Origin of the sequence: Sphingobacterium sp. UBA865, assembly GCF_002295765.1 — a bacterium.
GTDB classification, from domain to species: domain Bacteria; phylum Bacteroidota; class Bacteroidia; order Sphingobacteriales; family Sphingobacteriaceae; genus Sphingobacterium; species Sphingobacterium multivorum.
In genome coordinates this window covers 1-20,184 of the sequence record NZ_DBGB01000011.1, presented here as the reverse complement: position 1 = coordinate 20,184, position 20,184 = coordinate 1, and the positions used below count along the sequence as shown (strand labels likewise).

The 20,184-nt window shown below is 38.1% G+C and carries 19 protein-coding genes and 1 tRNA gene; 12 read left to right on the top strand and 8 right to left on the bottom strand.

The genetic code is table 11. From position 1 onward, the window contains the following. Nucleotides 1-13: 13 nt before the first annotated feature. Nucleotides 14-2,827, bottom strand: coding sequence for a PAS domain S-box protein (locus B2O97_RS05200; RefSeq protein WP_286767059.1), 2,814 nt, complete (start codon nucleotides 2,825-2,827; stop codon nucleotides 14-16). Between the two features lie 442 nt (nucleotides 2,828-3,269). Between B2O97_RS05200 and B2O97_RS05195 the strand changes: the two genes are divergently transcribed. Next, nucleotides 3,270-3,992, top strand: a complete 723-nt coding sequence (locus B2O97_RS05195; RefSeq protein WP_046675105.1) for a ferritin-like domain-containing protein — start codon at nucleotides 3,270-3,272, stop codon at nucleotides 3,990-3,992. A 120-nt stretch (nucleotides 3,993-4,112) separates the two neighbouring features. Further along, the gene (locus B2O97_RS05190; protein ID WP_312440498.1) at nucleotides 4,113-4,847 is read left to right on the top strand and encodes a ferritin-like domain-containing protein; all 735 of its coding nucleotides are present in this window, start codon (nucleotides 4,113-4,115) and stop codon (nucleotides 4,845-4,847) included. Between the two features lie 65 nt (nucleotides 4,848-4,912). Here B2O97_RS05190 and B2O97_RS05185 read toward each other — a convergent pair whose 3' ends face one another. The 3 genes from B2O97_RS05185 to B2O97_RS05175 all read right to left on the bottom strand — a co-directional run bounded on the left by B2O97_RS05185 (nucleotide 4,913) and on the right by B2O97_RS05175 (nucleotide 6,925). After that, nucleotides 4,913-5,749 carry an anti-sigma factor gene (locus B2O97_RS05185; RefSeq protein ID WP_112375871.1) on the bottom strand — a complete coding sequence of 279 codons (837 nt, stop codon included), beginning with the start codon at nucleotides 5,747-5,749 and terminating at the stop codon, nucleotides 4,913-4,915. A 2-nt stretch (nucleotides 5,750-5,751) separates the two neighbouring features. Continuing rightward, a complete protein-coding gene (locus B2O97_RS05180) occupies nucleotides 5,752-6,318 on the bottom strand; it encodes an RNA polymerase sigma factor (protein WP_112375870.1) in 567 nt (188 codons plus the stop codon). A gap of 286 nt (nucleotides 6,319-6,604) precedes the next feature. After that, nucleotides 6,605-6,925, bottom strand: a complete 321-nt coding sequence (locus B2O97_RS05175; RefSeq protein WP_146753153.1) for a hypothetical protein — start codon at nucleotides 6,923-6,925, stop codon at nucleotides 6,605-6,607. A gap of 439 nt (nucleotides 6,926-7,364) precedes the next feature. Here B2O97_RS05175 and B2O97_RS05170 point away from each other — a divergent pair, with 439 nt between their 5' ends. The 5 genes from B2O97_RS05170 to B2O97_RS05150 all read left to right on the top strand — a co-directional run bounded on the left by B2O97_RS05170 (nucleotide 7,365) and on the right by B2O97_RS05150 (nucleotide 10,459). Beyond that, complete coding sequence (locus B2O97_RS05170) at nucleotides 7,365-7,589, top strand: hypothetical protein (protein ID WP_286767058.1); 225 nt, start codon at nucleotides 7,365-7,367, stop codon at nucleotides 7,587-7,589. 41 nt (nucleotides 7,590-7,630) lie between these two features. Further along, complete coding sequence (locus B2O97_RS05165) at nucleotides 7,631-8,353, top strand: hypothetical protein (protein ID WP_286767057.1); 723 nt, start codon at nucleotides 7,631-7,633, stop codon at nucleotides 8,351-8,353. A gap of 147 nt (nucleotides 8,354-8,500) precedes the next feature. Then, nucleotides 8,501-8,944 (top strand): hypothetical protein, encoded by a 444-nt coding sequence (locus B2O97_RS05160; protein WP_115050140.1) that lies wholly within the window; start codon nucleotides 8,501-8,503, stop codon nucleotides 8,942-8,944. Between the two features lie 495 nt (nucleotides 8,945-9,439). Beyond that, on the top strand, nucleotides 9,440-10,183 hold the full coding sequence (locus B2O97_RS05155) for a hypothetical protein (RefSeq protein ID WP_256604488.1): 744 nt from the start codon (nucleotides 9,440-9,442) through the stop codon (nucleotides 10,181-10,183). A gap of 194 nt (nucleotides 10,184-10,377) precedes the next feature. Then, nucleotides 10,378-10,459 (top strand) — tRNA-Leu (locus tag B2O97_RS05150). A 134-nt stretch (nucleotides 10,460-10,593) separates the two neighbouring features. On the opposite strand, the gene B2O97_RS05145 is transcribed toward B2O97_RS05150, so the two are convergent. Together B2O97_RS05145 and B2O97_RS05140 are read right to left on the bottom strand one after the other, a co-directional pair. Beyond that, complete coding sequence (locus B2O97_RS05145) at nucleotides 10,594-10,977, bottom strand: hypothetical protein (protein WP_046675100.1); 384 nt, start codon at nucleotides 10,975-10,977, stop codon at nucleotides 10,594-10,596. A gap of 239 nt (nucleotides 10,978-11,216) precedes the next feature. Then, a complete protein-coding gene (locus tag B2O97_RS05140; protein WP_046675099.1) occupies nucleotides 11,217-12,185 on the bottom strand; it encodes an ROK family protein in 969 nt (322 codons plus the stop codon). 396 nt (nucleotides 12,186-12,581) lie between these two features. Here B2O97_RS05140 and B2O97_RS05135 point away from each other — a divergent pair, with 396 nt between their 5' ends. Then, nucleotides 12,582-13,874, top strand: coding sequence for a DUF389 domain-containing protein (locus B2O97_RS05135; protein WP_286767056.1), 1,293 nt, complete (start codon nucleotides 12,582-12,584; stop codon nucleotides 13,872-13,874). A 71-nt stretch (nucleotides 13,875-13,945) separates the two neighbouring features. Here the strand turns inward: B2O97_RS05135 and B2O97_RS05130 are convergent, their stop codons facing one another. Beyond that, nucleotides 13,946-14,638 (bottom strand): CPBP family intramembrane glutamic endopeptidase, encoded by a 693-nt coding sequence (locus B2O97_RS05130; protein WP_112375865.1) that lies wholly within the window; start codon nucleotides 14,636-14,638, stop codon nucleotides 13,946-13,948. Nucleotides 14,639-14,713: 75 nt separating this feature from the next. On the opposite strand from B2O97_RS05130, the gene B2O97_RS05125 reads away from it, so the two are divergent. Continuing rightward, nucleotides 14,714-15,151: a helix-turn-helix domain-containing protein gene (locus B2O97_RS05125; RefSeq protein WP_070566885.1), complete on the top strand. Its 438-nt coding sequence runs from the start codon at nucleotides 14,714-14,716 to the stop codon at nucleotides 15,149-15,151. A gap of 7 nt (nucleotides 15,152-15,158) precedes the next feature. Here the strand turns inward: B2O97_RS05125 and B2O97_RS05120 are convergent, their stop codons facing one another. Continuing rightward, nucleotides 15,159-15,647, bottom strand: coding sequence for a hypothetical protein (locus B2O97_RS05120; RefSeq protein ID WP_112375864.1), 489 nt, complete (start codon nucleotides 15,645-15,647; stop codon nucleotides 15,159-15,161). Nucleotides 15,648-15,808: 161 nt separating this feature from the next. Between B2O97_RS05120 and folE the strand changes: the two genes are divergently transcribed. The 3 genes from folE to B2O97_RS05105 all read left to right on the top strand — a co-directional run bounded on the left by folE (nucleotide 15,809) and on the right by B2O97_RS05105 (nucleotide 20,086). Then, nucleotides 15,809-16,480 (top strand): GTP cyclohydrolase I FolE, encoded by a 672-nt coding sequence (folE, locus tag B2O97_RS05115; RefSeq protein WP_112375863.1) that lies wholly within the window; start codon nucleotides 15,809-15,811, stop codon nucleotides 16,478-16,480. Nucleotides 16,481-16,546: 66 nt separating this feature from the next. Further along, nucleotides 16,547-17,554 carry a CobW family GTP-binding protein gene (locus tag B2O97_RS05110; RefSeq protein WP_070566891.1) on the top strand — a complete coding sequence of 336 codons (1,008 nt, stop codon included), beginning with the start codon at nucleotides 16,547-16,549 and terminating at the stop codon, nucleotides 17,552-17,554. Nucleotides 17,555-18,046: 492 nt separating this feature from the next. Then, nucleotides 18,047-20,086 carry a M13 family metallopeptidase gene (locus B2O97_RS05105; protein ID WP_112375862.1) on the top strand — a complete coding sequence of 680 codons (2,040 nt, stop codon included), beginning with the start codon at nucleotides 18,047-18,049 and terminating at the stop codon, nucleotides 20,084-20,086. Nucleotides 20,087-20,184 lie beyond the last annotated feature (98 nt).

The window sequence follows — 20,184 nt, the reverse complement described above, 5'->3', positions numbered from 1 at the left end:
AGCTTACTTCAAACTAAGAAACGTTCACCTTTACTAAAGCTGTATACAGCTCCTCCGGCGTAAAGGGTTTGACTAACCATCTACTTATGGCCACGGAATGACATAGCTGTTCTATATCCTGCTGATTCGAACTAAAAATAGGAATAATGGTCGGCTCAGTATTGTTATCGAAATTTTTTTCACGAATATTCTGTATCGTTTCAATACCGCTGATGATAGGCAATTGATGATCGATCAAAATTGCATCAAAATGATGTCCCTTTTTTAATATCTGTAATACCTCAAATCCAGTTTTTGCATGCACGGTATTAATCTTCTTTAACGATAACATCCGATCCAAATCATTTCGCTCCGACTCTTCCTCTGCAACAATTAGTACATCCTTTATTTTTTTTAATTCATCCCACGCATTAATTTCCCAAACGGCGGGAACATTAATAGTGAAAAAGAAACGACTACCGGCACCAAAGGTACTCTCCAATTTCAATTCACTGCCCATCATTTTAAGCAATTTATTCGATATTGTTAGTCCAAGGCCAGTTCCCCCATAACGTTTAGTCATCGAGTTATCTTCCTGTGTGAATGCATCAAATATCCGTTCCACATTGTCCTCTTTGATACCTATGCCTGTATCTTTGACGCTAAAGCACAGAACAGCCTGGGTGGCATCATGTGATTCTACTGTAATGCTGAGTTCAACGGTTCCCTTCTCGGTAAATTTTGTGGCGTTGCTCAATAAATTCATCAATACTTGCTTGATACGGAGGGCATCAACCCAAATATAATGTGGCACATCGGCCGCGATATTCAGATAAAACTCTAAATTTTTGGCTTTGATCTGCATATTGAGAAAGTTTGTCAGTTGAATAACCAAGTCCTGAAGATCCGTCTGTTCAACGTCCAGTTCTAGTTTGCCAGCCTCAATTTTGGAGAAATCTAGAATGTCGTTTACAATTCCAAGCAATAAATTGGCTGATTGATCAACGATACTCAGATATTCCCTTTGAGTATCTTCAAGTGCTGTCCCAAGCAACAAATCGGTAAAGCCAACAATCCCATTCAAAGGTGTACGAAGCTCATGGCTCATATTTGCCAAAAATTGTGATTTTGCTGCACTTGCCTGTTCAGCTACTAATTTCGCCTTTTCCAGCTCTTCCCGTTGATGAATAATCCGGCTAATATCAGTTGCAATCGCAAGATAACCGATAACATTTTCGTTAATATCCCGAATAAATGTAACGGCTAAGGAAACATACAATCTAGATCCATCTTTTCGACAATAGGTCCACTCTCGCTGTTCAGCACCATGCAGCTCTGCCATATCTACAAAGAAACGAAGTTTATCTACCGAACGTCCTAATTCAACTTCCAGTTCCTTAGCTCTCAACACGAGCTCCTCTTTCAAATGAAAATGTTCAAGCCCCAATTTCCCAATGACCTCTTCACTGCGGTATCCCAAAAGGTTTTCCGCTCCTGTATTAAACAATGTGACTACACCAGTCGTATCGGTCGCGATAATAGCTACAGCGGAGGTTGCATCCAATACTTCTGAAAGCAGTTTTTTTGAATTCGAAGACTCTGCTTCGATGCGTTTACGCTTATCAATATCCTGAAAGGTACCGTATAAACGAACGCAATGGCCATTTTCAAAATCAGCATTTCCCAATGCACGTATCCACATTTCATGACCAGCGAAGGTGACAATCTCAAGCTCCAAATCCCAAGCTTCTCCCGTAGCGAGTGCATGTTCAATGGCAGTCCGTATTTTATTCCTACTTGATCCCGCTTTATAGAACTGTAACGCAGTTGTTAGCTCTGGTTCATAGTCTTCGGGTACTTCATGAATTTCTCGCGTAATTTCGGACCAAACAATCTTCCCATCAGCAGGCGTATATTCCCAGCCTCCAATTCTAGCTACCCTTCCAGTCCGCATCAATGTTGCTTGGGCATGCTTCAGTTCCTTTTCTAGAAAATGCTGTTCCGTAATATCCACGGCATTGCCAATCACATAGGGTATTTTGTTCCCATTGGTCTGCAAAATATTATTAAACATCCAGATACGCGTCTCACCCGAGCGTGTCAAGGTTCGCATTTCTCCTTTGATTGTTCCGCGTTGAACAATTGCGCCCAGATAGTCCTGTAAATTCTTGTGCCCCTCCGATGGGACAATATCAAAAAGTGATCGTAACTGAATCTCCTCCCGTGTATAGCCCAAAGTCTTGGCTCCAGCTTCATTGACGGCTATAAAATTGCCCTTCAGATCATGCGTACACATAAGTCCCTGAGAGTTATCGAAAAATGCTTTCAGTTTTTGTTCACTTTCTTTATACTTTTCTTTTTCTTTTCTGTTGACAATAAGCGCGACAACCTCATCCCGAAGAAGGGTTAGGATCTCTTTTTGATGCTGATCGAGCTGCCTTGGAACACGATCAATAACACATAAGGCCCCTAAGGCATATCCGTTGGGATCGATTAATGGTAATCCAGCATAATAGCGAATGTTTGGTTCTAAGGTAACGAGTTCATTCGATTTGAAGCGATCGTCTTTTTTGGCGTCCTCAACTTCCATCAGCTGATCTTCTTCCAGCGTATATTGGCAAAAAGAAACATCGCGCGTTGTTTCGTCTATCTCCAAGCCAACCCGCGATTTAAACCACTGCATATCCTTATCCACTAGTGAAATCAATGAGATGGGTGTACCGCAGACTAGTGATGCAATTTTCGTAATGCGGTCAAACTCTTCCTCGGCTGCTGTGTTTAAAATTTCGTATTCATGCAACACGCGTATCCGATCTGATTCATTCTTTGGCGATAATTTAGCGTTCATTCAAAAGCCTGTATTGTTAATAATTTTATCTTCGAAGTCTTTATAGGTCCAAATGTATAGCATGCGCTAACGTACAAATAATATTTCACTAATCTTTAACGATTGATTTGAATCATTCCAATGCCCAATTAATATCGATTTGGTTTTAACTTTTCTTAGTCTATCGTAAAAAGTAGAAAACCAGCGGTAATAGCATGATAAAATATAATCATGAACACCGCTGTATTAAAATAGTTTTAAATAAAAAACAAACTATTAGATTAAAAGATCACCGATAATAAGCGCCGTGCTGCCTTCGGTTCCCAAAAGGGAGAAGATTATATCGGTTTTTCAATGCCAAAAATATATTTTAAAAAAAAAGAATTTATGAAATCCAAGCTTTCCAAAAAGTCGTAAATGGGTATAAGTACAGAAAAAAATTATAAACTAAAAGACTTTTGTTATGGAAAAGATAACCTCCCACAACGAAACACTATTGAACTCCAATAGTGACATGGACAAAAGAGATCTCAGACGAAGAGATTTTTTAAAATATGCAGGAGCCAGTGCTGCTACATTAGCCATCCTGGGTATGTCGAGCTGCAAAAAAGACCACGATGATGGCATGGATAACGGTGGTAAGGGCATGTACTTTGGTAGCGGCGACATTGCCATCCTAAATTATGCCTATGCACTTGAACAACTTGAAGCTGCATTTTATATCCAGCTAGTCAACAACCCCTATAGTGGCATGACGGACATGGAAAAAACTTTTTTTACGGATATCCGTGATCATGAAATTGCTCATCGTGAGTTTTTCAAGGTAGCCCTAGGGGCCAAAGCCATTTCAAGTCTTGAATTTAATTTAGGCGGTATCAATTTCAGCAGCCGCGAAACGGTACTGGCAACAGCAAAAACATTTGAAGATCTTGGCGTTTCGGCCTACAATGGTGCTGGATGGTTAATAAAAGATGTCAATTATTTACTGTTGGCTGGCAAGATCGTGTCTGTTGAAGCTAGACATGCCGCCTGGGTCAGGGATATGATCGACAATGGTAGCTTTGCCAATCAGGAAGTAGTGGATTCAAATGGTCTTGATGTCGCAAAGAGTCCAAGCGTTGTCCTTAGTGCCGCAGCGCCATTTATTAAATCTAAGATTGATGTGAGCGATCTACCAACTTATTAATTCACCTAAAAACTGATTATCATGAATCTCTTAAACGTTTTTGAACAAATAAATGCTGTAGATCCTGAATTCAGCGATCGCATCAGCCCTCGTCGCGAAGCAATTAAAAGTTTGGCTTCAATGAGCAAAAAAATAACTTTGGCTGCCCTGCCCTTTATGATAGGTGAGCTCTTTAAAAAAGCTTATGGTGCTACGGCTCCCACAGATGTCAATGGAGTACTCAACTATGCGTTGACTTTGGAATATCTCGAAGCAGAATACTACACTATGGCTGTTGCCAAAGCAGGTCTTATCCCCACAGGTAAACCACTCGGTGCGATAACCACCATTCGTGACCATGAAATTGCACATGTGAATTTTCTTAAACAGGTATTAGGCAATAAAGCTGTTTCAAAGCCAACCTTTGATTTCACCGCTGGGGGGACTTTCGGCAATGTTTTCAGTGACTACGACACATTTTTAGCTATCGCACAAGCATTTGAAGACACCGGGGTAAGAGCTTATAAAGGGCAAGCGGGAATTTTACTCGGCAATCGTGTTGTACTGACTGCGGCGCTTCAGATCCATTCTGTTGAGGCACGACATGCCTCTCATATCCGCCAAATGCGTCGTGCTCGCGGAGGTGGAGCTGCCAATCAAAAACCTTGGATTACAGGAAGTAATGACAGTGGTATTGGCGCAGTTGTCGATCCGGTATATGCAGGCGAAAATAATATAACACAAGCGGGAGTGGATATTACAACATTGGCAGGTGCCATGGGGAAAATTTCGACCAATGCAGCAACCCAGTCTTTCGATGAACCTCTAACTGCAGAAGCTGTACTTAATATTGCAGGTCTTTTTATAAAATCCTAACAAAAGACGTAGTTTACCTGTTTTTAGCATGTCCTGATCGGTTTATCCCATCAGGGCATTGTTTTTTATATACTCCCCATTACACATAATGCTGTGAGTGTCGGTACATCTTTGCCGCCTTCATCTTCGAGGGTAATAGCAAAAGCCTGGGCCTTTGGAATATCCAGCATCTTACTTGCTGTATCTCCTTTTAAGTCAAGTGGAAAAACACCGGCATTAACAGGTTTACCATCGACCATTGCCCACAGTTGATATTGCTTACCTTTGGGTGCAACAGGCATGTGCTCAATACTCAGATAAACCGTCTTTGATACTTGATCCCAGAATACCAAAGCAAGGTAATCGGGTTTAGTTTCTACCCCCTTCAGAGGGATTGTTTTTATTGCTGGATTTTGAACGAGAGCCCATTTATCCTGTAGGGTAGCAAGTTTTGCCTGCTCAGCATCAAGTAAGGACGTCGTCTGATTTAGCTTATTCGCTGTATCTTGTTTACGTTGATATAGGAAGATATTAGCACCAATACTAACGGCTAACAATAGGCTTGCAGCAATAGTCCACTTGTATGATCGAGCAACAAGCGTTTTCTTTTCGGTATCCATAACAATTACGTCGTTATGGTCCGTAGAAGAAGGTACTAATGTTTCATCAATTTTATGATCTTCGTTTGGTACTAGATTTTCTGCAATGAGTTTATTCCATATATCCTGTTTTAATTGCATAGGCATCTCTATCGCTTGGCTATCGGCCAAATCTTCGAGTGCAATCTCTGCTTCGATGATGGCTTGTTCCACTTCGCTATTATTTTTTCGAATACAATTCAAGATGCTCACTTCCTCTTCAGAAGCAAGTCCCAAAACGTACGATTCAATAATCCCCGACGATATGTATGCTCTAATATCCAAAACTAGCGGTACTCTTTTAGTAATTGTTGTAATTGTATAAAAGCTGCCCTGGTACGTGTTTTTACTGTTCCTAGCGGCACATCAAGCTGTTCAGCGATTTCTTGTTGTGTATATCCTTCATAGTAGGCCATCTCAATCAAGATTCGCCATTCCGGCTTCAATTTATCTAAAATATTTTTAAATCCAATAAAATCTGCTTTCGTGTGTTGTTCGCCCTGACTTAGATCTTGTTCTTCCTCCCTATTTACGATATTTGAGAGCGGTTGGTTTTTCTGCTCGTTTACGATAGCTTTTGATTTTCGATGATCGAGGGCTGTATTGCGGGCAATGTTAATCATCCAGGTATAAAGGCGGCCTTTTTCTGCATCGAAAACATCGATATATCGCCAAATTTTGACGAATACATCTTGGATGACTTCTTCCGCATGCTCCGTTGAGACCACGATACGACAAACCACACCAAAGAGTGCATCGGCATAGTGATCATAAAGATAACTAAAAGCCTGTTGATTCTTTTTTTTCAATAAAAGAATCAATGTTTCTTCAGAAAGGTTGTGTAATGGACTCAAATTTTACGTTTATAATACGCTAAAGATGAAAATTAAAAATTTAAAAAAAAGCAGCAAAGACAAAACAAGTTAAAGTACCTATAAAACAGGTTAAAATACCTAATATAAGTTAGCCTATTTTCTGTTAATCCTCATTATTATTTATATTTTAATACGCAATGCATGATTTGCTTCCACCATATCGTACTAATTTACTCTTTTTTGTATTTCTAATTTTCAATGCTAGTTTTTCATGATTTGATTCCGCCTGGGAGGACGAATCACATTTAAATCTATTAAAATCTGTCTAAAGCTTTATTTTGTCGGACGAATTTTCCTTGGAAATTGGATTTATCGACAGCATTTCACATGTAGCCAAGTAAAATTCGTCAATTAGCTGAATAATCAAGTCATTCTTTACGTTATGTACAGCTATACCTGCCCAATTTTTGGAGGGAAGATACTTACTCCGAGTCCATTGAACAGGCTGCACTATTTGTTTTTCTGAACGCAACCATTCTAATCCACTATCATTGAAATATATCTTTTCATTTGACAAATCCATCACGATCAAAGGTCTTTTCTTAAAATAGAAAATACTCATATCAAGATCTGCAATTACATTCATTCGAATATGTTTTTTGAGATGCATATATGCATTTATACGGGTTAGTGTTGACATCTATTTATCTTATTGGCTATAATAAAATCATCATAAATTTCCATGAACATTCAAAGCAGGCGAAGTGTTCATCAGACGAGAATCAAAGATATTCGAACCAGCGGTCTAAGTGGGGTATATTTTGTTCTAATAGGTGGAAAAAAGATGTTAATGTAAGTTGAAAATACGACGGATAAAACCGCTAATTTACCAAGCGAAAGAATATGTGTTAGTTTGCCCCATTACAGGTTTCGGCGAATCGTAAAATGCCTGCACGGATTGTAAATACCACCATTGAACCAGTGTTACAATGGTTTAAATTTGATAAATAACAAAAGATATGCGGAAAGAAAGTAAAAGCACGTCATTCATTAAAAAAATTCTAGGCTTAATTAGTCTTATCCTTATGGTAACAAATAGTAAAGCACAGCAAGTCACGCACTATTTTCCAAACGGAAAAGATAAGGCAAAGACCATCAGTGGACAGTATGGTGGTAATAGCGGGATTTGTCTTTTTGAAGATGGCAGATTTCTGTTATATGGTTATGCTACATCTGTTTTCGGCTTCTATGTTTTTGAAAAAGACTACCTGCTTTTCTATCCAGATGAAGCCCCTTTATTTCAACTGTAGGGCGTCACAAGCCTAATTTCACAGACAGTACTTGTATCAATTTGGCAGGTTTTGAAGAAGGTAAAACCTATGTACAATTTGATAATGACAGTACACATCGGGTTTTCAATGACAAGGCAAACTGTTTCAGCCCCCCTTTTGTTCATCAGGAATCCAAACCGGTTCAATCGCTTAAATTTATTGTACAAAACCAGCTTATGGAACATGACAGTACTTATCAAGTCTTTCAGTATAGCAATGAAGAAAAATTCAATGATTTTATAGCTGTTTATAACAGACCCCAACGTGCACGTCAACATTTCAGCGCTTTCCTATATTTGGCTGAAGGGAATAAATTAGCCATCAGACTCTCCAATTACGGTGGAGAAAGAGGTTTTTTAAAAGAAAATCAAGACGGTTCAAATCAAGAACACTGGCACGAAATATTGACCATGAAGAAGGATTATGATCAGGCAAATTATATTGACCCCCTAGCAATATTTAGTAACGCATATTATACCCTATTTTATCCTGACCTCGAACAGTACGTCTTGGATACCGTCAACAATCGATATGTAAGTAAGTTTGCATCAGACAATGAGGCCTATTTTGCGGGCAATCCTGAGCAAGACGATCGATACTTAAATAAATACATCCGTCAGAATCTGTTGCTTCTGAAAGACGAACAATTCGATCCATCAAAACTGTCAATTACCAGTCTATTTTTTTCGCGCTGTGAAGAATCTGAAAAGCCAGATCATGATGAAAATGGACCACAGCAATAATCGCTCAAAATCCATAGCAATGATTCAAGTGGGAGCTTAGCGCTATTAAGAGTCGAAAGATTAGCACGTTTTCTTAAATATGGCTTAATTTTGGTAGTAATGACTAGATAACTGGATAACATTTATACTAGTTTTATTTCGGTGAAGATGATGAATTATAAAACGATTATTATTGGGCTAGGATTCTGTTCGCTAGCGGGTTGTGCAACGCAAAAGGAAAATATTGGAAATAGAACAGAGAGAGAAAGTGTATCCTTAGCTGAGGGGCAAAGAAAATCATTGCGAGAATATCCGATCAAGATCAAATTTAATGGTATTTCAGAAGATAGCCGTTGCCCTGAAGGCGTCAACTGTATCTGGTCTGGAGTTGCAGTAGCAGAAATTGAGATCGTAGAGAAAGCAACTAAACCCACGACAATAAAGCTCGCAACAATAGACCTACAGGATAGAGGTTACCAAAGAACTGCCAACACCAACGGATATACCATTTCATTACAGGATATCGCCCCTTATCCGAACAAGGAACAAGGGACACAAACGCTACGGGGTAACTACAAAATCGCTGTTATTGTACAAAAAACTGTAAAATAAGCCCGCAGCGGTTCACTGTGCGCCAACAATCGTCCTATGGAAATAGTCATTGAAAAATGACCCAATTCTATTAAAGAATGAACCAATTTTTAAAAACACCAATACATATATTTTAATTATATGCATGGATACTTATTGGTTCATTCCTTGAAAAATAATACCTTTGCCAAAACCTCATTTATGAAAAAGTTTTTTAAATTTATTAAGATTACATTTTTTTCTATACTGGCTATTATTGGGCTATTATTCCTCTATTTTTTCATTTCCAATCGGATATTTATAGGAAATACCAACGCGGAAAATATAGCGTACCTCAAGCTTCATAAAACGGAGATTAAGGATCGTATTGTAGATTCTCTATTCGACAATAGTTTCTATAATTCGGATATTTTTTTACTCGGGGAAATTCATGGCTACGCAGACAATCAAAAGTTGGACAAAGAGCTGTTATTTTATTTGAACAAAAAGCTCGGTGTTAAATATTACATTGCTGAGATGGATAGTACAAATGCCAACAAACTAAACAGCTTTTTATCCAAGCCGCTAAAAGATAACGCCCTACTGAAAGATGTGGTTCGCTCCATTCGCAAACGTATCCCGCAACAGTCTAGTTTAGAGCTATATCAAAAATGGGTCGAAATTTATGATTATAACCGCCACCTTGCCGATTCGGCAAAAATCACTGTTATTGGCATAGACAAAAGCTTTACAGCGGATAAATCTGACGTATCCAGGGATTCAGCTATGCTGTTAAATTTGGAAAATTATATTAAAAATCACCATATTGATGGTCAAAAACTATATGGACTATTTGGTTTTTTTCATGTTTTACAAAAAGGAAAGGATGCAACCAATGATCCTTTTGCTACACGCTTGAAAAGTAGCGGCTATAAAGTATCTAGCTTTGTTAGTTATACCATTGCTAGTGAAATGTATTTTCCAAAGAATCCTCAATTTCCAACCCCTGAAGATGAAAAAGTAGAATGGGTAAATGCAGATGGCCCACTTATGCTCGTGAAAGGCATTCAGGATCTAAAAGAATTAAGTCGACCAAATAGTATATCGTTATTTAAACTCAATGCAGCACATTCACCTTATGCTACTTCTCAAGATTTAATAACTGTAAAATCACGGCTTTTTGGCGAAAATATCATACCTGCTGAAACGAATCATACAACAGACTTCTTTCAATATGTATTTTTGTTACGAAATTCAAAGGCCTTAACAAAACTTGATTAGGACAGCAAGCATTTCATCAAAAAATTGGATAAACAAGCCGTCTGCTGATCACATGATTAAAGAAACAAGGATCCTATTGAAAAATATTCCATTCATAAACAGGATGATCCGTATTTAGGAGGAGGAATCTCGCTTATCGATTTGCAAGATAGCACTTTGGTTTTTATATTTGCGACATCATAAGAAATCCTAATGCGGAAGTGGCGTAATTGGTAGCCGCACCAGACTTAGGATCTGGCGCCGCAAGGCGTGGGGGTTCGAGTCCCTTCTTCCGCACTTATCAATATCCCAAGCTTTCAGCTTGGGATTTTTTCTTGACCAGTACTTTTTGATGCTAAGTTATCACCATTGAGGGTATAATTTCTTGAAGCAAACAGAATAGATTAGCGATAATATGTCGCGTCAAGAATTTAAGCCGCCCAGTCAAATGGTTTTGTACAAGGGTCACACTCATATTTCAACACTTTTCCTAAGCTTTTCGCTTTTTTACCTTTTTTTACGAACACATAAGCCAAGTCTACATATTCCTCTACTTCGGCCCCACTTTCATCCCGTCCTTTTACAACCACAGAATAATATTTTCCATCCGGATATGCCTTGAAATATACTTCTTGAACAGTAATCTTTTTGGGTATTTGATTATCACAACAGCTACACCATAAAATAACGATGGGTTCTTTTTTAAGGTATGCAACGGCCGTTTCGGCTTGCTTTTGTGTCAAGGCCTGAAGTTGATCTGCTTTTGAGAATAAAGCTGTACACAGCAACAGAAGGAGAAAAATGGTCTTTTTCATTTGGAATAGTGTTAAGTTTAAAAGAACTTATTAGCAAAGACTATGCCTTTAGCTTCTCAAAAAAAGATAACAGTCGCTATAATAAATTAAATGGTCAGTTATTTCTCCATAAATCCCCGACAACAAGATCATATATATTCTGTGAAAGTGCCGTTGTATTTTAGCGATTTAACCAAGTTGTTCTCAAAACACAACAGTCCCGATAAGCGGTAATTCTGCCTTGAGAACAAACCAATATATTATTTTTCCCAGACCAATGCGCTTGCACCAAGAATAGCAGCGTCAGCCTCTTCCAATTCACTAAAGACCAGTTTAACTTTGTTTCTAAACAAAGGAAAAAGGTTTCTTTCCATATGGAGTTTCGCGGGTTTTAAGATAAAATCACCGGCCTTAATTACTCCTCCAAAAAGTAGAATTGCTTCAGGAGAAGAAAACATCACAAAATTTGCTAATGCTTCACCTAGTTTCTGCCCAGTATACCTAAATACCTCAATGGCTATCGCATCCCCTTTGAGCGCACATTCATGAACTGTCTTCGAATTGATCGCGTCCTCAGGGAATTGATTCAACATCGATTCCGGAAATTCGGCCCGCATTTTCTTGGCTGTAATGGTGATTCCCGTAGCAGATGCATAAGCCTCTAAACTTCCTTCAGAACCCGTACTCCAATGTTTTCGTCCTCCTGGTTTGACAATGGTATGGCCCAATTCGCCAGCAAAGCCATCGTGTCCATAAATAAGCTTCCCTCCGGCCACTATGCCGCTTCCTACTCCCGTGCCTAAGGTAATCATAATAAAATCTTTCATGCCGCGTGCCGCACCAAAAAGCATTTCACCATAAGCAGCGGCATTTGCATCATTGGTAATGGTGCAGGGAATCTTAAATTTGGCCGTCATTAAATCGCTAAATCGAATCACACCTTTCCAAGGGAGATTGGGAGCGTGGTCTATTGTCCCAGTGTAATAATTAGCATCAGGCGCGCCGACACCAATTCCATCAAAGCTTTGTTCACCACCAAATGCTTCAATTAAGGGATAAGCTTTCTCGTACAACGCATCAATAAACTCTTCCACCGTTTGATAAGCATCTGTTTTTATGCTTCCTTTTTCAAGTACTTCGCCCCGATGATTGACCACACCAAATTTTGTATTGGTTCCACCGATATCTATTCCCAACGCCACGCGTTTTGATAAATCTATTAATGACATTTCTCTTCCGTGTTTCTAAGTTCTAAAATTACTAAAAGATAATATTTTATAAGGAATCAACAAAATCTTCTTCACAATTATCCATAAATAGCATGCTAATCCCCTTTGAAAAGCCGATCTACCGACCACCAGATCAACCTAACTTAAAAAATTTAAATGTGCTAAATACCCGATAAATATGAGGTAAAATAAAGTATCAGCAACCTAAAGCAGACAACGATATCTGCCGGTCACCCGGGATTTCAGCCAAATGAAAAATGGATTTCACGTTATTAACGAGTGTTTTTGTCCGTAAAGACTTTGTATAGCAGAATTACGACAGAGGACTAAAATCGGCATAATTTTAGCGTCTTAATAATTGCTGAATAATTGCTGAGCCGCTATATTAATACGCTAATGAATAAAATATTGAGATTTTTCGATCTACATCAGGGAGAAGACCGAAAGGAGGCTGTTCTAGAAAATGTTGTGAGCAATATCTCTTTTCGCGGTGCTAATGCATGGATTCTAGCATGTGCAATTGTGGTTGCATCTGTAGGGCTAAATGTAAATTCTACAGCGGTAATTATCGGTGCTATGCTTATATCTCCATTAATGGGCCCGATTGTTGGAGCTGGATTTGCGTTGGGGACATTTGATTTTCCCCTCTTAAAAAAATCATTAAAAAATCTATTGATAGCAACTTTAATAAGCTTAGTTGTTTCTTATATTTATTTTCTTTTAAGCCCCTTCAAGGAAGCGCAATCCGAATTATTAGCGCGTACATCGCCCAATATCTATGACGTAATGATTGCACTATTTGGTGGTTTAGTAGGGGTTATCGCTATTACTAGGGTAGACAAAGGTAATCCTATTCCTGGCGTTGCCATAGCAACAGCCTTGATGCCCCCACTTTGTACTGCAGGCTACGGATTAGCTATCGGTAATCTCAGTTATTTTGCGGGTGCTTTATTTCTATACATCATCAATTGTGTTTTTATCTGCATTGCTACATTTATCATTGTCAAATATTTGCGTTACCCCAAAACTCATTATATCGATAAAAAACGCGAAAAAAGAATTACTCAAAGTATTACCATCATCACGATTATTCTTGTATTGCCAAGTGTCTATTTTGCATACAATCTACTGCAAGAAAAAAAATACACCAGCAAGGTAAACCAATTTGTTCAACAGGAACTCAGCAACAAAGGTTACACCGTTATCTATGAAAAGCTGGAGATGAATAGTAATCCAAAGAAACTTGAACTTGCCTTTTTATCAAAAAAATTCAGTGACAAAGAGGTAGAATCTTTACAGCGTGTAATGGAATCATTTGGTATTACCAATACTAACCTTGTCATTCATCAGGATAGTTTAGATTTAAAATCGAGTATTCTAAGCGAAATAGACAGACGTACAGCAGCTGTAAGTGAAAAGGATCTCACGATACGCGCCCTAAACAATGAATTAGCTAAATACCAGTTGGCCAGTCCGCAACTTGATCGCGATATCGCTGTATTATTGCCCGAACTGAATTCCTATAGCATTGGTGTCCAACAACATTATGCAAAGGCCGATAGCGTCGCCAGGATCGTAGCATTTATATACGCTACCAAGACCCCACTTCCATTAGCGCAACACGAAAAATTACAACAATGGTTGCAAAATCATTTTCCTAAAGATAGTGTAGCGATTATTAGTCAATAGTAGGCAATCGATCGGAAAATATATTTTTAATAGCATCTGCTCAACAAGTAAGTAATGGAAAAATTAAAAGATCAGGACCAGCCATTCGTGTTTTTTAACGATTTAAGGAAAATATAACACAATACTGGAAAGCCTACATAGTAAATAACGAAAATGAACAGCGGAAATATTCCTTCAGGTCTAACCGGATCGACGGCATGAGCTTTTACCAAAAGTTGCAATCCAATATTTTTTTCCTTTGAGAATACGACCATTGTTGTGAAATTATAAGCAAAATGCAAAGCAATTGGAAATATTATTTTACCTGTTTTTATACATATACGTGCTAGTAAATAACCAAATACACCCGTCGACATAAAAACTCTTGACATTTCAAACACATGTCCGATTATGCCATATGAAAACCAGTGATAAACTCCAAAAGCTATGGCTGTTATGAATGCAGCTTTTGTCTTCCCAAAGCGACTGACTAGCATATACAATAGAGCTCCTCTAAAGATCAATTCTTCAAATATAACTGCTTTTGATACATAATAAAGACTTCGAAAAAAATCTCCAAGTGTATACTCTGGGTTAAACTTATAAGGATTTTCTACCAAATAGGCTATTCCTAAATAGAGGATAACCAAATAAAACATTGGTACAACCAAACTTAAAAATAACGGTTTGCCTTTCGCATAAAAGCCCAACACCCTAAGATCCTGGTGACAGAAGTGTTTTAGTAAAAACCAAGAAACCAACAATTCAATAACAATAGCAATCATACTTTTTTTCTACAAAGCTATGGCCTTAAATCATTTAATTTTACGACATTTGAATACGTCGCAAAATGCCGTAAGATGACCAATAAATCAAGTAAAGAAAAAATTGCACTTCTGATCAAAAATGCACGTATAAACCGAGGCTACTCACAACAGCAACTTGCTGATCTGGTCAAGCTTAATCTGCGATCCGTACAGCGTATTGAAAATGCTGAAGTCCTTCCAAGGGCCTATAACCTAAATCTTATAGCAAGGGAACTTGAGCTGGATATAGCAGTACTGAAAGAGGAAAGCAATATTTCAGATACAGCAGAACCTGACCAAATCAATAATACATTTAATAAACCTCGAAAACTCATACTAAGTATCGGTATCGGATTGATTGGTATTTTATTAATAGCCGCCTTTCTATCACAATCAAGTGGTTTCCCGGAAACGAGCTTTGAACTGTTTTTGTTGCTTGCTTTGGTTGTTGTGGTTTATGGGATCATACTTTGGACCATTTGGCGTAGTTAACAATCTACTACTTTACGATAGATGCATCTTGTATAAAAATTTCAACCCGAGTCCTGTCTTTTTCGTTAAGCTTGACATATCCTTTTAAAGTAATAGGGTTCTCCTTCAACCAAATTTTATCGTTGTTAGCCAACGTAATCTCTACCATCGGTGGAATTCCATTTTGCCCACAAAACATGCATTGTAAAACAGGTAAAACGGACAATAGGAACCTGTTATGTCGAAGACCTGCCTTGAGCGGCACCATATACCCCTGAAGTTCCACCTTCATGCCATCCATTTTTGCAAGCTTACTGGGAAAAAATGGCGTGTATATCGTTTTCCCATTTTTCTTGTTCACTTTATACAACATGGTATCAAAGGTTTTCCAAACTTCATTCATGAGTGGCTTATGGTCTGCTAGATGCTGAGATTCCAACCCCGTTTGTGCCAAGACTGAATAACACTCTCCACCTAAAAAAATGAATAAAAAAACAAGAGTAAATTTCTTAAACATAGCCTATTAAAGATGTGACAATCAAATATAGTGAAAAAACATTACATGCAACTAAATTGCATTTACTACTTTTTCACTATATTTATAAAAATAAGTTAACAACTCCTAATTGCAGGAGCCTTCGTATATCTAATCAGCGTACACTAACAAAGGAATTATTTATGAACACATCATTAAAAAGAGACATCTCCTCCCCTATCGAAAATCTAGGCGATCTTCATATCATGACTTCGATTGATACACCTATGCGACATGATGCATTTACACGAACCGACAGCGAGAAAATTGAAAAGATCGCGCAGCTTTTTCAGGATATCATGCATGAACTAGGCCTTGACCTCCAGGATGATAGTCTCAGTGGAACCCCCTATCGTGTGGCTAAAATGTATATCAATGAATTGTTCTATGGCCTCAATCCAGCCAATAAGCCCCAACTTTCCACATTCGAAAATCGATATGGTTACAACAAACTATTGGTTGAGAAAAATATACGTGTAAATTCAGCCTGCGAGCATCATTTTCTGCCAATTGTGGGACGAGCGCACATTGGTTATATAGCAAAGAAAAAAGTAATCGGATTATCAAAGATAAATCGTGTAGTAGATTATTACGCACACCGCCCACAGGTACAGGAACGGCTTACGTTACAGATTTTTAATGAACTTAAATCGACCTTAGAAACGGATGATATTATTGTGCTCATTGACGCAGATCATCTCTGTGTATCAGCACGGGGAGTTAAAGATACGACCAGTAGTACAACTACCATGGAGTATAGTGGGATATTCGCATCGGAAAGTCAAAGAAATGACTTCTTTAATTTATTGAAATAAGATACCATATGGAATAATTTTCCATGTACTTCTGATAATTATATATCGCATATTTAATCATAAAAAATGAATAAAAGTCATGCTCGCCCTGTCACGATACTGACAGGCTTTTTAGGTGCCGGAAAGACTACTTATCTAAACGCCCTAATGAAATCATATCCGAACAAACGTTTTGCTATTATCGAAAATGAAATCGGCCAACTCAACGTTGACAGCATGTTACTGACTGAAAATTACGGACAACTTGTTCCACTTCAGGAAGGCTGTCTCTGCTGTACGCTAAATGACGAGCTCTATAGTTCGCTTGAATTACTTTATAAAAAACAAGATAGTTTTGACGAGTTGGTTATCGAATGTACTGGTTTAGCCATACCGACTGCAATTATAGAGCCCTTTACGACGCACCCGATATTCCATAACTACTTCCCTTTAAAAAAAATTATTTGTCTCGTAGATGCCGCTCTTGTCGAAGATCAGATCAAGGAAAGAGATGAAGTACTCAGACAAATTATGGCGGCTGACGCCATCATCATTAATAAAACCAACGATGTACACCCAACTTATCTAGATTCGCTGTACAATTATTTAGCGAACCTAAATCCACTTGCAAAAACTTTATATTCGAAAGGAACAATGGAATTTCCTTTTGAAATAATTGAAGATATAGTGTACACAAAGAAAATAGAAACGTTTTCTTTTCTCAAAAACCTGTCCCCCAATAAGACGACAATATTAGGTCAATCGAGTTTCGGAAAATCACATCTCAAAGATATTTCGACACGAATCTACACCTTTGCCGAAGAGTTTAATTTCGTCAATTTATTCCTTGGTTTGAGCAAGCTTGTCGGAAAATATACAAACAGAATCTACAGGGTAAAAGGAATCGCATTTAAAAAAAATAGCGACAAAAAAATCATTATTCAAGCTGTAGGTTCTCGTATCGAAATGAGTTATGGCAGCCAATGGAAACAGGAGGATAAAAAGTTGAATACGATGGTTTTTATCGGGAAAGAACTGGACAGTCTGTATATAGAGCGCCTTCTCACAAGACTACTGGAAAATCATTCCAATTAATAAGAGGTAAATACCATCATCGATGTACGATGTCTTAGAATTGCTGCGCTCGATAGTGAATTCGCGCACGGCTTTTCTAAATTCCACTGTGGAAGCTTTAAGGTGATTAATTAATCTATCAATTTATGTAGATTTATATTTCAGCCGCGCTCCAAAGAAATGCAATCATTTCCTGCCGAACCAGCATACGATACTTGCATTCGGAAAGAAATTTTGATTCTATTGAGGTAGCAGTTAACAGATCGCATTAAAAATCATAGGTCAATGTATAATAAAATTATAGATTATGCACAGATTTACTTGTTGCTGAATTAGAATTTTCCGTCATTTGTGTAAATGATTTTTTTAGCTTAAAAAAAACCACAGCTAATTATTATTGACATGGCTGATACAAATCGAATTACACGGAGCAAATAACATGACCTATTTTACTCCTAATTTGTGCGTACTCCCAGATTGAATTATTGAAAATCATACAACATTAAAACAACAATGAAAAAATTAACACTTGCCCTAATTTTCTTGGCTGGAGTCTACACACAGCATGCTGAAGCACAGACAGCAGGTACAGGACCCGACAAAGGACTTGATCTGAGCTTAATGGACAAATCTGTACGTCCACAGGATGACTTTTACAACTACGTAAGCGGAACCTGGATGAAAACGGCTAAAATTCCTTCCGACAAACCCACATGGGGAAGCTTCAATAAATTGGCAGAAGATACGGACAACAATTCGATGAAAATTCTGAACTCACTTTTAAAAGATAAATTTCCTGAAGGAAGTGAGGGCAAAAAAATACAGGACCTGTATGCTTCTTATATGAACTTACAGAAAAGAAATGCAGACGGTATTAAACCGATCCAGGGAAATTTAAACAGAATCGACGCGATTAAAAACCTAAAAGATCTTCAGAATTATTTAACTTCCGTAACGAAAGAAGGTGAGAATAATTTCTATGGCTGGGGGGTCTACGCTGATTTAAAAGATTCAAAAATGAACGCGGTCTACTTAGGAGATGCCTCATTAGGACTAGGAAGAGATTATTATCAAAAAGAAAATGAAAAAAATACCGAAGCTATTGCCGAGTATCAAAAATATGTAGCTTCCATGTTAACAGAATTAGGCTATAAAAATGCTGATGCTGCCGCAAAAGGAATCGTTGACTACGAAAAAAGCATTGCGAAGACCTACTTGACCAATGAACAAAGCCGTGATAATACGTTACAGTACAATCCACAGACCATGGCAGAGTTAACCGCCTTGGTTAAAAATGTAAATCTACCTGAGTACCTTAAAAAAGTAGGTGTCAATACAGAAAAAGTAATCATTGGGGAATTAGGTTATTACAAGAACTTCGATAAATTGGTCAGTGCACAAAACCTTCCTGTTATTAAAGATTACTTAAAATTCCATATGATCAACGGTAGTGCCTCTTATTTAAGCGAAAAATTAGGAGACATGCGATTTGCTTTTTATGGTAAGTATTTAAGAGGTCAACAAGAACAAAGAGCGTTAAATAAAAGAGGTTTTGAACTGATCAATTCTACATTAGGCGAAGCTTTCGGAAAATTATATGTCGAAAAATATTTTCCAGCTGAGGCTAAAGCACAAATGGTCGAATTGATCGACTATTTAAAGAAAAGTTTTGCAGTCCATATCAACGATTTGAGCTGGATGTCTTCGGCTACAAAAGGAAAAGCGCTTGAAAAATTAAACAAATTCACTGTAAAAGTTGCCTATCCGGACAAATGGAAAGATTATTCCAAATTGAATATTCTATCTGAAAATAAAGGCGGGAATCTGTATGCTAACCTCCAAAATATCACCACATGGCGATATGAAAAGGATCTGGCTAAAATTGGCAAAGCTGTAGACAAATCAGAATGGGGAATGACTCCACAAACAGTAAATGCCTATTACAATCCCGTAAACAATGAGATCGTGTTTCCGGCAGCTATTCTTCAACCACCATTTTTCAACCCGCAAGCCGACGCAGCTGTCAATTTCGGTGGTATAGGTGCCGTAATTGGCCACGAAATGAGCCACGGATTTGACGATTCAGGTGCACAATTTGATGCGGACGGAAACTTGGTAGACTGGTGGACACCAGAAGATAAGGCCAATTTTGAAAAAGCAACAAAAACACTCGCAGCTCAATACGATAAATATGAACCTGTAAAAGGCACTTTCGTTAACGGCACATTTACAAACGGCGAAAATATCGCGGATTTAGGCGGTGTAAACATTGCATACGACGCACTTCAAATGTATCTGAAAGATAAGGGAAACCCAGGTGAAATAAGTGGATACACACAAGACCAACGTTTTTTCCTAAGCTGGGCAACTGTGTGGAGAACCCTATCCAGTGAAAAATATATGGTCAACCAAGTTAAAACGGATCCACACTCTCCAGGATATTTTAGAAGTTTTGGTCCATTGATCAATGTTGATGCTTTTTACAAAGCTTTTGATGTTAAACAAGGAGACAAACTGTACAAGTCACCGGAAGAAAGAATCAAAATTTGGTAATAAGCAAAACTACAGGAGCTGTCTCAACAAAGCAGCTCCTGTAGTTTTGTTTAATCCAGTCTCTATTTCTGTTGTGAACCAACCAACCAACCAACCAA

Coding starts and splice junctions, on each gene's coding strand:
- B2O97_RS05200 (WP_286767059.1), bottom strand. CDS start 2,827: ATGAACGCTAAATTATCGCCAAAGAATGAATCAGATCGGATACGCGTG.
- B2O97_RS05195 (WP_046675105.1), top strand. CDS start 3,270: ATGGAAAAGATAACCTCCCACAACGAAACACTATTGAACTCCAATAGT.
- B2O97_RS05190 (WP_312440498.1), top strand. CDS start 4,113: ATGAGCAAAAAAATAACTTTGGCTGCCCTGCCCTTTATGATAGGTGAG.
- B2O97_RS05175 (WP_146753153.1), bottom strand. CDS start 6,925: ATGAATGTAATTGCAGATCTTGATATGAGTATTTTCTATTTTAAGAAA.
- B2O97_RS05170 (WP_286767058.1), top strand. CDS start 7,365: ATGGTAACAAATAGTAAAGCACAGCAAGTCACGCACTATTTTCCAAAC.
- B2O97_RS05160 (WP_115050140.1), top strand. CDS start 8,501: ATGATGAATTATAAAACGATTATTATTGGGCTAGGATTCTGTTCGCTA.
- B2O97_RS05155 (WP_256604488.1), top strand. CDS start 9,440: ATGGATAGTACAAATGCCAACAAACTAAACAGCTTTTTATCCAAGCCG.
- B2O97_RS05145 (WP_046675100.1), bottom strand. CDS start 10,977: ATGAAAAAGACCATTTTTCTCCTTCTGTTGCTGTGTACAGCTTTATTC.
- B2O97_RS05140 (WP_046675099.1), bottom strand. CDS start 12,185: ATGTCATTAATAGATTTATCAAAACGCGTGGCGTTGGGAATAGATATC.
- B2O97_RS05135 (WP_286767056.1), top strand. CDS start 12,582: ATGAATAAAATATTGAGATTTTTCGATCTACATCAGGGAGAAGACCGA.
- B2O97_RS05130 (WP_112375865.1), bottom strand. CDS start 14,638: ATGATTGCTATTGTTATTGAATTGTTGGTTTCTTGGTTTTTACTAAAA.
- B2O97_RS05125 (WP_070566885.1), top strand. CDS start 14,714: ATGACCAATAAATCAAGTAAAGAAAAAATTGCACTTCTGATCAAAAAT.
- B2O97_RS05120 (WP_112375864.1), bottom strand. CDS start 15,647: ATGTTTAAGAAATTTACTCTTGTTTTTTTATTCATTTTTTTAGGTGGA.
- folE (WP_112375863.1), top strand. CDS start 15,809: ATGAACACATCATTAAAAAGAGACATCTCCTCCCCTATCGAAAATCTA.
- B2O97_RS05110 (WP_070566891.1), top strand. CDS start 16,547: ATGAATAAAAGTCATGCTCGCCCTGTCACGATACTGACAGGCTTTTTA.
- B2O97_RS05105 (WP_112375862.1), top strand. CDS start 18,047: ATGAAAAAATTAACACTTGCCCTAATTTTCTTGGCTGGAGTCTACACA.